Here is a 13909-nt window from a genome sequence, read left to right on the forward strand (position 1 = left end):
ACCGAGCGCCAAACTCAACCCCCGAGCTCAGGCAGCGCCTGCGAGACCCGCACCGCAGAACCAGCAATCGGTGCCATGGCGCCGCTCAAGCCACCCCGTTCAAACCCCCAGCCGGTCCCGCATCTGGTACCAAAGCGCGCCGATGGCGGTGAATGGCACGCGCAACAGGCGTCCGCCGGGGAAGGGATGGTGAGGCAGGCGGGCAAAGGCGCCGAAGCGGGTGGCGTCGCCCTTGATGGCTTCGGCCAGCACGCGGCCGATCAGGTGGGTGAAGGTGATGCCGTGGCCGGAGCAGCCTTGCGAGTAATAGATGTTGCTTGAGAGCGTGCCCACCTGCGGCATGCGCGAGAGCGTGAGCAGGAAGTTGCCGGTCCAGCCAAACTCGATGCCCACGTCTTTCAGCTGCGGAAAGGTCTTGACCATCTGCGGCCGGATCAGCGACTTCACCTCTTTCGGGTCGCGCGCGCCGTAGACCACACCGCCGCCGTAGATGAGGCGCTTGTCGGCCGAAAGGCGGAAGTAGTCGAGCAGGAAGTTGTTGTCTTCCACGCAGTGGTCGGACGGAATGAGTTCGTCGGCCAGCGCGCCCAGCGGTTCGGTGGCGATCATCTGCGTGCCGCAGGGCATGGATTTGCTGGCCAGGGCGGGCTCCAGGCCCCCGATGTAGGCATTGCAGGCCACGATGACGCAGCGAGCCTTCACCTGACCCTGCGCGGTGCGCACCACGGCGGGCTCGCCGCGCTCGATCTTCACCACCTCGCAGTGCTCAAAAACGCGGCCGCCCAGGCGCTCGAGCGCGGCGGCTTCGCCCAGCGCCAGGTTGAGCGGGTGGAAGTGGCCGCCGGTGGGGTCGATGAGCAAGGCGCTGTAGCGATCGGTGTTGACGAGGCGGCGCACATCGGACGGTGTGTCGACCAGGCTCAACCCGGGGTGGCCCCAGCGCTCCCAGAGCTTTTTCTGCTCGATCAACCCACGGGTCTTGCCTGGGCTGATGGCGGCGAAGATGCCGCCATCTTTCAAATCGCAGTCGATGCTGTACTTGGTCACCCGCTCGCGGATCACTTGCGCGCCCTCGAACATCATGCGCGCCAGCGGTTCGGCCACTGATGGCCCGTAGCTGCGTTCGATCACGTCGATGTCGCGCGAGAAGCTGTGCACGATCTGCCCGCCGTTTCGCCCGGAGGCGCCCCAGCCCACCCGCGCGCGCTCCAGCACCACCACGCTCATGCCGGCCTCGGCCAGCGCGATGCCGGCCGACAGGCCGGTGTAGCCAGCGCCGACGATGCAGACGTCGGCCTCCAGGCTCTCGTTCAGCGCGGGACGCTCGGGCGAGGCGTTGGCCGAGTGGGCGTAGTAGGACGGGGCGTGGGATGGGCTGGCGGGGTTGGTGTCGGCCATAGATTCTCCGAGAGGCGTGCGCTGCGGCCCTGACACAGGATGGCTCAGGCGCGGCATCGGCCCAGTATGGTGGCCGGCACGGGCTGCGGCCGGGGCCACTGGAACGCGCGAACGGGCAGCCACTGGCCACAGACACACCAGCGACGGGCGCGGCGTTGGAAATCGGCGACCATAAGGCCCATGACGTACCCCACCCGCGCTTTCGGCACCCGCACCGCCACCGAACCCCTGAGCCTCTTCCATTTCGTGCGCCGCAGCCCGCGTGCCGACGACGTGGTGATCGACATCCTTTTCTGCGGCGTCTGCCACACCGACATCCACCATTCGCGCGATGACTGGGGCCGCGCCAACTACCCCATGGTGCCGGGCCACGAGATCATTGGCCGGGTGAGCGCGGTGGGCGCGGACGTGACGCGCTTTGCGCCGGGCGACCTGGTGGGCGTGGGCTGCATGGTCGATTCCTGCCAGCGGTGCGGCGCATGCGGAAAGGGCTGGGAGCAATACTGCGAAAACGGATCGACCTTCACCTACAACGGCGTCGACCGGCAAGACGGCACGCCCACCTACGGCGGCTACTCCGAGCGCGTCGTGGTGGCGCAAGGCTTTGTGCTGAAGATCCCGGGAAACCTGGACCCGGCAGGTGCCGCGCCTCTGCTGTGCGCCGGTATCACCACCTACTCGCCGTTGCGCCACTGGAACGTGGGGCCGGGCACTCGCGTGGCGGTGGTGGGCCTGGGCGGCCTGGGGCACATGGCGATTCAGCTGGCCAAGGCGATGGGTGCCGAGGTCACGCTCTTCACCCGCTCACCCGGCAAAGAGACCGACGCGCGCCGGCTGGGTGCCGACCACATCGTGCTGTCGGGCGACGCGGACCAGATGGCTGCGGTGGCCAGCCGCTTCGAGCTCATCATCGACACCGTGCCCTACGCGCACGACCTCAACCCCTACGTGCCCACGCTGGCCACCGGCGGCACACTGGTGCTGGTGGGTTATCTGGGCCCGATCGAACCGACGCTCAACACCAGTCCGATGGTGCTCAAGCGCAAGGCCGTAGCCGGCTCGCTGATCGGCGGCATCGCCGAAACGCAGGCCATGCTCGACTTCTGCGGGCAGCACGGCATCACGGCCGACGTCGAGATGATCCCGATCCAGCAGATCAACGAATCCTACGAGCGCATGCTCAGGAGCGATGTGAAGTACCGCTTCGTGATCGACATGGCGTCGCTGAAAGCCATGGCCTGAGCGGTCGACCGCGATCGGTCAGGCCATCAGCGCCGCCACCCGTTCGCGCAGGGCTTCGGGCGTGACCGTGCTGGCGGTCAGCGGCGCGCCGGCGTTCAGGCCCACGCGGTTGAAGACACCGCGGCGAAACGGCCGCACCATGGCGGTCTGCTCACCGTTGCGCACCTCCACCCGGCTGAAGAACGAGCCCCACAGGTTGGTGAGCGCCATGGGGATCACGGGCACCTGCACACCATCGGCCTGTGCGCGCTCCAGGATCTTCATGATGCCGCCCTTGAAGGGCTGCAAGCTACCGTCGCGGGTGATGCCGCCTTCAGGGAAGATGGCGAGCAGGTCGCCCTCGCGCAGCACCTGGGCGGCGGTGGCAAACGCGGCTTCGTAGGCGGCCGGGTTTTCTTTCTGTGGCGCAATCGGGATGGCCTTGGCCAGCTTGAACAGCCAGCCCAGCACCGGCACCTTGAAAATGCGGTGGTCCATCACGAAGCGAATCGGGCGCGGGCTGGCGGCCATGAGCAGCACCGCGTCGACGAAGCTCACGTGGTTGCACACCAGCACCGCCGCGCCTTGGGTGGGAATGTGCTCGTCGTTCGTCACGCGGAAGCGGTAAACCAGGCGCGAGGCCACCCAGGCCACGAAGCGCAGCAGGTACTCGGGCACCAGCATGAAGATGTAGAACGCCACCACCGCATTGGCCAGGCCCACGAACAGGAACATCTGCGGGATGGTGAAACCGGCCTGCAGCAAGGCGCCGGCAATCACCGCGCTCGCAATCATGAACAGCGCGTTCAAGATGTTGTTGGCGGCGATGATGCGGGCGCGGTGCGTGGGCTGGCTGCGCATCTGGATCAGTGCGTACATCGGCACGCTGTACAGACCGGCGAACAGGCTGAGCAAGGCCAGGTCGGCCAGCACGCGCCAGTGCGCCGCATCGGCCAGGAAAGCGCTCAGGCCCAGGCCACTGGCAGGCGGCAGGCCGCGCGTGGAAAAGTAAAGGTCGACCGAAAACACCGTCATACCGATGGCGCCCACCGGCACCAGGCCAATCTCCACATGGCGGCGGCTCAGCACCTCGCACAGCAGCGAACCGGTGCCGATACCGATGGAGAACACCACCAGCAGCAACGAAGCCACCTGCTCGTCGCCGTGCAGCACGTCTTTGGCAAAGGCGGGAAACAGGCTGAGGAACACCGCGCCGAAAAACCACATCCAGCTGATGCCCAGCACCGAGCGGAACACCACCGGCGTCTGATGCGCCAGCTTGAGGTTGGCCCAGGTTTCTGTGACCGGGTTCCAGTTGATCTGCAGCCCCGGGTCCATCGCCGGCGAGGCCGGAATGTAGTGGGCTGCCAGGCGCCCGATGATGGCCAGGGCCACGCAGGTGAAGCCCACGTGGTGCGCGCCGATCTCGGGTACGGCAATGATCAGGCCACCCGCCACGTTGCCCAGCAGAATGGCCACGAAGGTGCCCATTTCCACCATGCCGTTGCCGCCGGTGAGTTCGCGCTCGCTCAGGTGCTGCGGCAGGTAGGCGAACTTCACCGGTCCAAACACAGTGGACTGCAAGCCCATGAGGAAGATGCTGACCAGCAGCAGTGGGATGTTCTGCACAAAAAACGCCCAGGCCGCCAGCGCCATGATGCCGATCTCGGCGCGCTTGAGCCAGACGATCATGTCGCGCCGGTCCAGCTTGTCGGCCAGCTGGCCGCTGGTGGCCGAGAACAGCAGAAACGGCAGGATGAACAGCGCACCGATCACCAGCCCAGCCAGGTCGGCCGGCAGCCACTGCACCTGCAGCTGGTAGGTCACCAGCACGGTGAAGGCGAACTTGAACAGGTTGTCGTTCGCCGCACCGAGAAACTGGGTCCAGAAAAACGGCGCAAACCGGCGCTGCTTCATCAGCGCGAACTGGCCGCCTTCGTGGGCTGCCCCACCCGCTGGCGGGCTGGCAGCGTCTGCGCTGGGCGGGTGGGTTGCTGTGGTCATGGGGGTTCTCTTTCCTGCTCTGAAGGGAGGTGGCACGCGGCCCGCCTGCGCATTCTGGGGCATGGGCGCGCCGCCGCAGTGTCGGCCAGTTACACCCGCCAGGCATGGCTTCCCGATACAGTCTTGTTTCAGCAGTCAACGGGTAGCGTTTTTCAATACCTTTTCACCCCACCGCCATGAGCACCACCACCGACCTCGTCGCCGCCATCAAGAAAGAACTCAAGGCCGCACAGATGACCTACGCCGACCTCGCGCTCGCGCTGGACATGGCTGAGTCCAGCGTCAAGCGCATGCTCGCCAAGGGCGACATGTCGCTCTCGCGGGTGGACGCGATCTGCCGCGCGCTCAAGCTCGATTTCGCCGAACTCGCGCGCCGCGTGGCCGACGCGCAGCCCCTGCTCACCGAAATGACGGCCGAGCAGGAGCGCGCTGTGGTGGCCGACAAGAAGCTGCTGCTGGTCGCGATCTGCGTGCTCAGCCAATGGACGCTGGAGCAGATCACCGCGCAGTACCGCCTGAGCGAAGCCGAGTGCGTGAAGTACCTGGTGCAGCTCGACCGCATCGGCATCATCGAGCTGCGCGCGCTCAACCGCTATCGCTTGAAACTCGCCAAGACCTTCCGCTGGCGCCCGCACGGCGCGGTCATGAACTACTTCCGCGACCACGCCCTGCTCGACTACTTCGCTGGCGGCTTCGACGCCAAGGGCGAAGGCCTGCTGCTGGTGCACGGCTCGGTGAGCCGCACGCTGGCGCCGATGTTCATGGAGCGGTTGCAGCGCGTGGCGCAAGACTTTGCACAGCAGCATCAGACCGACCAGAAGCTCGCCGACAAAGACCGGGAGGGCTACACGCTGGTACTGGGCATGCGCAGCTGGGAATTTGAAGCCTTCAGCCGACTTCGTCGGTGAGGGTCAACCTCCGCGCCGCTTCGCGTCACCCCTCAAGGGGGGGCGGCACTGGCGGCCCGGCAGTGCCGGTTCCGCGGGGCCCTGGGAGGAACGCACTTCACTCGGGCGGGCCTTGCGCTTCGCGGGCTGGCATGATGTTGGGCTTGCCTGGGACACGGGCTCTTCTTTTTTGCGCCACATGAACGCCATCGCCAACGACACACCTGACCACGACGCGCCCAAGGCAGCGTTGCCCACTGCCGAAGCCGCAGCGGCTCAGCCATCTGGCCACCAGCGCCCTCCGCGTCGCAATCCAGGCAGCCAAGCCCAGCGCACAGCCAGCGCGGCGCCTGCGCGCCACCACCCGCTGCTCGACCAGCTCGCCACCCTGTACCCCGCGCTGTTCGGCGAGACCTTGCGTCCGCTCAAGCGCGGCATCTTCGAAGATCTGCTCGCCGCCCACCCTGAAGTGCTCACACGCGATGAGCTCAAGGCAGCGCTGGCGCAACACGCGCGTTCATCGCGCTACCTCACGGTGGTGGCCTCGGGCCAGCCCCGCCACGACCTTGCCGGCCAGCCGGTGGAAGAGCTCACACCGGAGCAGGTGCACCATGCGGTGATCGAGGTCTTTCGTCGCCGCGGCGCGCGCAGCCGCGAAGACCTGCGGCCCAAGCTGCGCCAGCGCATCGCGCAGGCGTTTGAAGCCAGCGGCCTCTCGCGCGAGGCCTATGCCGAAAGGGTAAACGGCCGCGACGAGGAGGTGAACCAGATCACCCGCGACGCGCTCGACGCCTCGGTGGCACAGAGCGCGCGCGACACGGCGCTGCTGCGTGCCTTTGATGCCAGCGGCAAAACGCTCAACGAGTTCGCCGACATGTATGGCCTGCACGTGCTCGACGCCAATCGCACGCTGGAACGCGCACGTGCGCGAATCAAGCCACAGGCCTGAGCCCGTTGCAGTGGCGGGGAACGCTCAGGTCGCTTCGGCTGCCGCAGTGAACACCGTGAGCACACCGGTGTAGCCGTAGAGGCGGTGGTGGGCGATCTCGCCCCCGGCGAAAAAGCCCACCAGGGGAACATCACCCAGCGCGTGGCGCACGATCTGCATTTCGGCGCTGGGGGCACCGAAGTGCGGGCCACCGCGCCCCGCACAGCTGACATAAACCGCGCCCACCATGCGCCGCGCACCGAGTGGCGAGGCATCCGATTCACCGGCCGACACGGCGGTGGCCAGGGTCATGACGGCCTCTTCGGGCTCCAGCTCCTCGCGCACCTCGGCACACACTCGCATCAGATCGGCCCGGGCAGCCTGCGCGCTGCGCTCGCAGAACGCCAGATAGCCGCCTTCGGGCACCCGCTCGGCCACCGCGATGCTGCCGCGCGTCGGGTCCAGACCGATGATGTGGCGCACCAGCACATCGGCGCCGAACTGGCCCTTGACCCGCAGTGCCGGGCGCGGACCCGGACGGTGGCTCGGCTCTTCAGGTTCACGCAGCCCAACCAGCAGAGTGCGCAGCCGCGCCACGGTTTCAGGCAAGCGATCGAGGGAAAGCCCAAAACGCTCAAGCAGCACGCCGAGCGCAGGCTCGCCATCCAGCCGGAACACCTGGTTGCCGTCGGCCTCGGTGATGCGGCGCTCGCGATCCACCGGTTGCGCACCCTGGGTGACGCGCGAAATCACGTCAACCGAGGGCGCAAACGCCACGCCGCTGAGCCCGCCACGAAAGACCCCGGTAGCCGCACCCTGCCCGCGCAGCGTGCCGATGCTGCCAACGGCAAACTGTGCCACCGCGCTGCGACTGCTGGCCAGGCCACCAAATACATAGCCGGTGGAGGTGCGCTCGGCGATTTCGGTGATCAGCTCGGCCACTTCAGGCGTGCCGCCATCGGCATGGACCAGCGCGGTGTGAGCCTCGAATCCGTCACTGCCATCCTCGCGTCCGCTGGCCGAGAGCGGCGCCACACCGCTGAACACGCGGTACTGATCGGGCGCCAGGTCGCACAGCATGACAGCCATGGCCGGCTCGTCGAAGTACTCGACGTTGTTGGCCGCAATGCCGACGCCCACCGTGCCCGCCCAGTCGGTCACCTCGGGCAGCTCGGCGCTCAGGTGTTCAAGGATGGCCTGGGCCTCCTCGGCGTAGTGGTCGGTGATGTAGAGCAGGGCGAGCGGGGGCGACGCGGCGTGATCGGGCAGCGCCATCTGAGCGCGCAGCTGGGCCAGCACCATGGCAGCGGCCATGCGCCACTGCGGGTGGGTGGCGTGGGCGTGAGAAAACAGTTTCATGCGGGGTGGGACCGCGGCGGGTCCGGAAGGTTCGTGCCGGCGTCAGCGCTTGGGGCGTGCGCTCGCGGTCTTTCGGGAGGATTTGCGCGCAGCGGCTTTTTTCACGGTCGGTTTGCGTACCTGGGTGGCGGGCTCTTTCTTGGCGCTGACGCGCGCAGGCTTGTCGTCGGCCGCACCGCCCAACGTGAAGCCCGGCACCTGAAAAAACGCGGTTGGCATTGGCCATTCGCCCTTGCCCAGCGGCTGTGCTGACGCAGAGCGCGCACGGCGCGCGGCCGCAGGAGACTCCTGGGCAGGCGCGGCCTTGGCGCCTGCCTTTTTCTTCATGGCCATCGCTTTTTTGGCTGGCGCTGGCGGGCTGGCAGCGGCACGCCGGCTGGTGACGGCGCGGGCAGCGGCCTGGCCCAGGCCAGCGGCCGCCCCCACGTTGCGGCTCACGGTGCCGGTGATGCCGCGCGTGACCGCACCCGCCACGCCGCTGGCGGTCTTCACCGCCTGGCTGGTGAGACCGCTGGCGGCGTTCTTGGTGCCGTCCAGCGCGGTCTGTTTGGCCACGTCTTTCATGGCGTTGGTGGCGATGTGCTGGAACTGCTGCGACAGCGCGCCCCACCACTGCATGGGGTCGACCACGCCGCCGACCGGCGTGAGCGGAACCTTGTTGTTCGCCTGGGCCTTGCGGGCCGGTCGCTTGCGAGCGGGCGCAGCGGGCGGCGGACTGGGCTGAGGCATTTGCGGCGAACCCACCACCGGCGAGCTGCCGTAGGTGCGCTCGGGTACTTCGAGACCGGCGAAGCTGGTGGGGGCGGACACCGCACCACCGGTGAGGCCGGCCACGGTGTCGGCGGCCTTGATCTTGAGCGCATTGGCCACGTCGCCGAGGCTGAAGTTCATGCCCTGCAGCGTGGCCAGCGTCATTTTCTGAACCTCCAACGCCTGGATGGTGGCGCCCAGGGCCTTGGCGTTCTGGTCGAGCCAGAAGTGCACCGCCTTGAGCTCTTCGATGCGTTTCTCCAGGTCTTCCACGTTGAATGTGGGCGCCACCCAGTGACCCAGGTTGGGCAGCTGCGGCAGGCTGTTGCCCAGGCCCTGTGCCACGCCGCTGGCGGCCTGGCCGGCCAGGTTCTGCAGGAATTCAAAGCCGGGCACGAACTTGCCGAAACCGCTTCCGGGTGTGTCGCTCATGGGGAGTCTCCTGGTGGGTCTTGTGATGGATCTGCCGGCGCGCCGGAATCAGCCGTCCACGCCGTAGCGCGGGGCACGCCTCTCGCGCAAGGATGCCACACCTTCGTGCACATCGGGACCGGCAAAACCCATGAATTCCAGCGCCAGCGAGGTGTCAAAAGCCGGGCCGGCCTGACGCAACCAGTTGTTGAGTGCGTACTTGGTCCAGCGGATCGCGGTCTGGCTGCCGCTGGCCAGGCGGTCGGCCACTTCATAGGCCTTGTCGATCAGCTGGGCCTCGTCGACCGCGAGCGAAACCAGCCCGATGCGCTCGGCCTCTTCGCCACTGATGGGGTCGCACAGCATCAGGTAGTACTTGGCCTTGGCCAGACCACACAGCAGCGGCCAGACGATGGCGGCGTGGTCACCGGCCGCCACGCCCAGGCGAGTGTGGCCATCCACGATCTTGGCGCTCTTCGCCGCGATCGAAATGTCGGCCAGCAGCCCCGCCACCAGCCCCGCGCCCACCGCCGGGCCGTGCATGGCGCTGACGATGGGCTTGTCGCAGTTGATGACGTTGTAGACCAGGTCGCGCGCTTCCATCCAGACTCGCGTGCGCACCTCGAAGTCGGTCGCCATGTCCTGCACCAGGGCGAGGTCGCCGCCACCCGAGAAGCCCAGGCCGCTGCCGCGCAGCACGGCGCAGCGCACCGAGTCGTCGCGTCCGACATCGCGCCAGATTTCGCTCAGCTCCCAGTGGCCCTCATGGCCCGCGGTGGGCAGCTTGCCGTTGCCGCCGGGCCCGTCGGCGCGCATCTGGATGTCGAGCACGCTGGGCACGCCGTTCACGGGTGGGCCGCGGCGGGTGATGTGCAGCGTCTGGTAACGGCTGTAGTCAACGGCATTCATCAAGGTCTCCAGGAGTGAGTCGTTGCCAAGCATTCTGCCGCCTGGCCGACGGGGCGATGCGATTGATGTGCGTCAACACGCCTGCGGACCTTCAGGCGCAACATGAAAATGAATTTGATTCACCAGGAGATTTGCATGAGCCAGCCCATTTCAGACACCTTTGCCCAGCAATTGCTTCAGATGCGCACCGACGTGCTGGCGCAACTGCGCGGACAACGCGGCGGCGCGGTGAGCCGCGCGGAAGCGGCGGCCCAGGCGCGTGAACAACAGAGCGACGACTGGGCCAAGGCCGATGCGGAACGTGACCTGAGCATTGCGCTGGAGGAGCGCGAATCGGCCGAGCTGGTGGCCATCGACGAAGCGCTCAAGCGCGTGGCCGATGGCAGCTTTGGCCTGTGTCTGGATTGCGGGGTCGAGATCGGCACCGCGCGCCTGCACGCCAACCCCACTGCGATGCGCTGCGTGGCCTGCCAGGAAAAACGGGAAAAGGCGCAAGGCGGCTCACACACCGCCACCTATTGAAGAATTGCAACGACTGAAAGGCCTCATATGACCACGTACCACGCCATTGTCTGGATCGACCGCCGAGAAGCCCATGTGCTGATGTTCGATCGTGAACATGTGGAATCGCAGCGCATCAAATCGCGCAGCCATCACGTCGCCACGGGCGGTCATGCCGGATCGCATGGGATGAAACACGGTCGCGGACCGTCGGCCAGCGGCCACCACTCCGGGAGCGGCGGCCACGACAACGCCGACGAGACTTTCTACCATTCTGTCGCGCAAGCTCTGGTCGGGGTGCATGAGGTACTGGTCACTGGGCCCGCGGAAGCCAAATCCGAATTCCGCACGCACTGCCAACGGCACGACAAAGCGGTGGATAAGGCCATCGTGGACGTAGTGACCTGCGACCATCCGAGCGATCCTCAGCTGGTGGCCATGGCGCGAAAGTACTTCCAGAAGTACGACCAACGCGCTGCCGATCCGTCCCAGCGGTGAAGCCAGGCCAATCGCCGTGGCAACCGGCGCGTTTGATATCCTGCGCGCATGAACGCGACCCCTCCCACCGAACTGCCGGCGCGCAGCCTGTTTCACCTCGCCTTCCACGTCACCGATCTGGATGAGGCGAGGCGCTTTTATGGTGGTGTGCTGGGCTGCACCGAGGGCCGAAGCACCGACACCTGGGTCGACTTCGACTTTTTCAGCCATCAGATCTCGCTGCATCTGGGGGAGCCCTTCAAGACGACGCGCACCGGTCGTGTGGGCGAGCACCTGGTTCCCATGCCCCACTTCGGGCTGGTGCTGCTGCTGCCCGCCTGGCAGGCCGTCGCTGAACGCCTGAAGTCGGCGGGCATCGAGTTCGTGCTGCCGCCACACGGGCGTTTCCAAGGGCAACCGGGCGAGCAATGGACCATGTTCTTCTGCGATCCGTTTGGCAACCCGATCGAGATCAAGGGCTTTGCCTCGGCCGAAGCCATCTTTGCATCCTGAGTGCGGAGGCCACGGCCCGAGGACGAGCGGCACACAATTAACTAGTACTCAGGTATTAATTGACTATCCACCAGCTGCATCAGGGAATCAGCGGTTCGACAAACGGCGCCTTTCAGCGGTCAGACAGCGGGCACATCGGCGGTCGCGGCGATAGCATCGCAATCTCATTCCCGGCCTGCCAGGCATCCTGCCTGCGCACAGGCCAGGGGCGTTTGCAGCCCATTTGATCGACCTATGCCCGCAGTTTCAACTCACCCGATTCCGGTTTCCCGTCGACGCTTCACAGCACTGCTCGCCGGCGCAGCGGTACTGGGTGCGCCCAGCTTGCGCGCGCAGTCGGGCAACCGGCTGGTGCTGGGCCAGTCGGCCGCCTTCTCCGGCCCGGCCGCCCAGCTCGGCATCCAGTTCCATGCCGGAGCCAAGCTGTATTTCGACCAGCTCAATGGCAAGGGGGGCCTGGGCGGCACCAGCATCGAGATTCGCCAGCTCGACGATGGTTACGAGCCAGACCGTTGCGCCGAAAACACCCGCAAGCTGCTGGCCGACGATGTGTTCGCCCTGTTCGGCTACATCGGCACACCCACCAGCGTGGCTGCGCTGCCGCTGGCGACCAAGGCCGAAACGATTTTTTTCGCGCCCTTCACCGGCGCCATGGGCCTGCGCAACCCATTCAACCGCATCGCCTTCCACATGCGGGCGTCGTACAACGACGAAACCGCGTTGATCGTGCGCCAGCTGACCAACTTGGGCTTGAACAAGATCGCGGTGTTCCACCAGAACGACGCTTATGGCAAGGCAGGTCTTGACGGCGTGACACTGGCGCTGGCGGCGCGCTCGCTCAAGCCGGTGGCGACTGCCACGGTCGAGCGCAACACGGTTGATGTGGCCAAGGCGGTGGACATCATCAACGCCGCCAAGCCAGATGCGGTGGTGCAGATCAGCGCTTACGCATCGTGTGCGGCCTATATCCGCGCGGCTCGCAAGGCGGGTTTTGGCGGCACGTTTTACAACGTGTCCTTCGTCGGCACGCAGGCGCTGGCTGACACGCTGGGTCCCGACGGAGCTGGCGTGGCGATCAGTCAGGTCGTGCCCACGCCCTACAGTGCCTCGCGTCCCATCACGCGCGAGTTTCTTGCCGCCATCAGCGAGGGAGGCAACAAGGTGCAGCCGAACTTCTCCAGCATGGAAGGCTTCATGGCAGCCAAGCTGATGGCAGAGGGTGCGCGCCGCGCCAGTGGGCGGCTCACCCGCGACACCCTGATTGCCGGGCTGGAGAGCATCCGCGGCTGGTCCATGGGGGGCTTCAACGTGTCCTTCAGCCCGAACAACCACGTGGCGTCTAGCTACGCAGAGCTGTCGATGATCACGGCCGACGGCAAGATCCGCAGCTGAGACCGACGGGGGTTCAGGCCGGGTTCAGCGATGCGATCTTCTGGTCAATGGCACCGAAGACGCTCTGGCCGTCTTTGCCTTTGACCTCGATGCGAATGGTGTCACCGAACTTCATGAATTCGGTGCTGGGCTGGCCGTCGACGATGGTCTCGATGCAGCGCTTCTCAGCGATGCAGCTGTAGCCTTTGGGCCACTCCTTCTTGCCGTTGACCTCGATGCCGCGGTTGCTCACCGTACCGCTGCCGACGATGGAGCCGGCGCGCACGTTGCGCGTCTTGCCGATGTGGGCGATCAGCTGGCCGAAGTGGAAAGTCATTTCGGGGCCTGCGTCGCACAGACCGACCTGACGACCGTTCCAGGTGCTGGCCACCGGCAAATGCACCCGCCCGCCCTGCCAGGCGTCCCCCAGTTCGTCGGGCGTGACGGCCACCGGGCCGAAAGCGCTGGCTGGCTTGCTCTGGAAAAAGCCGAAGCCTTTGGCCAGTTCGGCGGGGATCAGGTTGCGCAGCGACACATCGTTGACCAGCATCAGCAGGCGAATGCCGTCGATCGCCTGCTCGGGCGTGCAGCCCATGGCGACGTCGCCGGTGACCACCGCGATCTCGGCCTCGAAGTCGATGCCGAAGTCTTCGCTGGGCACGATCACGTCGTCACGCGGGCCGATAAAGTCGTCGCTGCCGCCCTGGTACATCAGCGGGTCGGTGTAGAACGTCTCTGGCACTTGGCTGTTGCGGGCCGCGCGCACCAGCTCTACATGGTTGATGTAGGCCGAACCGTCGGCCCACTGGTAGGCGCGAGGCAGCGGCGCCATGCACATGGCGGGATCGAACGGAAAGGCGTGACGCGCCTTGCCCTGGTTGAGGGTGAGGTAAAGGTCCTCCAGCTGCGGGGCCAGAAAGTTCCAGTCGTCCAGCACCTGCTGCAAGCGGTGCGCAATGCCCGTCGCATAATGCGCGGTCGACAGGTCTCTCGACACCACCACCAGCTGGCCATCGCGAGATCCGTCTTTGTATGTAGCGAGTTTCATAGGCGTTTCCTCCGGGCTTTGCGCCCTGGGCAGATCAATGGATCGGTGGCGGCCATCGCCCCTGGGATGCACGGCACCGCCAGTGAACATTCCCGAAAGTGATGGCACTTCATCATTACGAATAGTGAAATC

General features: G+C 66.3%; 13 protein-coding genes. 7 read left to right on the plus strand and 6 right to left on the minus strand.

All coding sequences use genetic code 11. The features are described from left to right. Window positions 1–99: 99 nt before the first annotated feature. Window positions 100–1398: an FAD-binding oxidoreductase gene (locus QUV25_RS04370; protein WP_300861584.1), complete on the minus strand. Its 1299-nt coding sequence runs from the start codon at window positions 1396–1398 to the stop codon at window positions 100–102. Between the two features lie 180 nt (window positions 1399–1578). On the opposite strand from QUV25_RS04370, the gene QUV25_RS04375 reads away from it, so the two are divergent. After that, on the plus strand, window positions 1579–2640 hold the full coding sequence (locus QUV25_RS04375; RefSeq protein ID WP_300861586.1) for an NAD(P)-dependent alcohol dehydrogenase: 1062 nt from the start codon (window positions 1579–1581) through the stop codon (window positions 2638–2640). Window positions 2641–2658: 18 nt separating this feature from the next. On the opposite strand, the gene QUV25_RS04380 is transcribed toward QUV25_RS04375, so the two are convergent. Continuing rightward, window positions 2659–4623, minus strand: a complete 1965-nt coding sequence (locus QUV25_RS04380) for an MFS transporter (protein WP_300861587.1) — start codon at window positions 4621–4623, stop codon at window positions 2659–2661. A 176-nt stretch (window positions 4624–4799) separates the two neighbouring features. Between QUV25_RS04380 and QUV25_RS04385 the strand changes: the two genes are divergently transcribed. Then, window positions 4800–5531: a helix-turn-helix transcriptional regulator gene (locus QUV25_RS04385; RefSeq protein WP_300861588.1), complete on the plus strand. Its 732-nt coding sequence runs from the start codon at window positions 4800–4802 to the stop codon at window positions 5529–5531. Window positions 5532–5709: 178 nt separating this feature from the next. Next, window positions 5710–6459, plus strand: coding sequence for a ProQ/FinO family protein (locus QUV25_RS04390; protein ID WP_300861590.1), 750 nt, complete (start codon window positions 5710–5712; stop codon window positions 6457–6459). Window positions 6460–6483: 24 nt separating this feature from the next. Here the strand turns inward: QUV25_RS04390 and QUV25_RS04395 are convergent, their stop codons facing one another. From QUV25_RS04395 to QUV25_RS04405, 3 genes are read right to left on the minus strand one after another with little or no spacing between them, the layout of a single operon-like run. Continuing rightward, window positions 6484–7797: an FIST N-terminal domain-containing protein gene (locus tag QUV25_RS04395; RefSeq protein ID WP_300861592.1), complete on the minus strand. Its 1314-nt coding sequence runs from the start codon at window positions 7795–7797 to the stop codon at window positions 6484–6486. Window positions 7798–7839: 42 nt separating this feature from the next. Continuing rightward, complete coding sequence (locus QUV25_RS04400; RefSeq protein ID WP_300861594.1) at window positions 7840–8979, minus strand: PhaM family polyhydroxyalkanoate granule multifunctional regulatory protein; 1140 nt, start codon at window positions 8977–8979, stop codon at window positions 7840–7842. Between the two features lie 48 nt (window positions 8980–9027). Beyond that, window positions 9028–9867 (minus strand): enoyl-CoA hydratase/isomerase family protein, encoded by an 840-nt coding sequence (locus tag QUV25_RS04405; RefSeq protein WP_300861595.1) that lies wholly within the window; start codon window positions 9865–9867, stop codon window positions 9028–9030. A 135-nt stretch (window positions 9868–10002) separates the two neighbouring features. Here QUV25_RS04405 and QUV25_RS04410 point away from each other — a divergent pair, with 135 nt between their 5' ends. The 4 genes from QUV25_RS04410 to QUV25_RS04425 all read left to right on the plus strand — a co-directional run bounded on the left by QUV25_RS04410 (window position 10003) and on the right by QUV25_RS04425 (window position 12750). Then, window positions 10003–10389: a TraR/DksA family transcriptional regulator gene (locus tag QUV25_RS04410; protein WP_300861597.1), complete on the plus strand. Its 387-nt coding sequence runs from the start codon at window positions 10003–10005 to the stop codon at window positions 10387–10389. A gap of 27 nt (window positions 10390–10416) precedes the next feature. Continuing rightward, window positions 10417–10866, plus strand: a complete 450-nt coding sequence (locus tag QUV25_RS04415; protein ID WP_300861598.1) for a hypothetical protein — start codon at window positions 10417–10419, stop codon at window positions 10864–10866. Window positions 10867–10914: 48 nt separating this feature from the next. Continuing rightward, window positions 10915–11358: a VOC family protein gene (locus QUV25_RS04420; RefSeq protein WP_300861600.1), complete on the plus strand. Its 444-nt coding sequence runs from the start codon at window positions 10915–10917 to the stop codon at window positions 11356–11358. A 234-nt stretch (window positions 11359–11592) separates the two neighbouring features. Further along, complete coding sequence (locus tag QUV25_RS04425; RefSeq protein ID WP_300861601.1) at window positions 11593–12750, plus strand: ABC transporter substrate-binding protein; 1158 nt, start codon at window positions 11593–11595, stop codon at window positions 12748–12750. A 13-nt stretch (window positions 12751–12763) separates the two neighbouring features. On the opposite strand, the gene QUV25_RS04430 is transcribed toward QUV25_RS04425, so the two are convergent. Next, window positions 12764–13777 (minus strand): fumarylacetoacetate hydrolase family protein, encoded by a 1014-nt coding sequence (locus QUV25_RS04430; RefSeq protein WP_300861603.1) that lies wholly within the window; start codon window positions 13775–13777, stop codon window positions 12764–12766. Window positions 13778–13909 lie beyond the last annotated feature (132 nt).

The sequence above is a fragment of the Hydrogenophaga sp. genome, assembly GCF_030373245.1.
In the GTDB taxonomy this organism is placed as follows: domain Bacteria; phylum Pseudomonadota; class Gammaproteobacteria; order Burkholderiales; family Burkholderiaceae_C; genus Hydrogenophaga.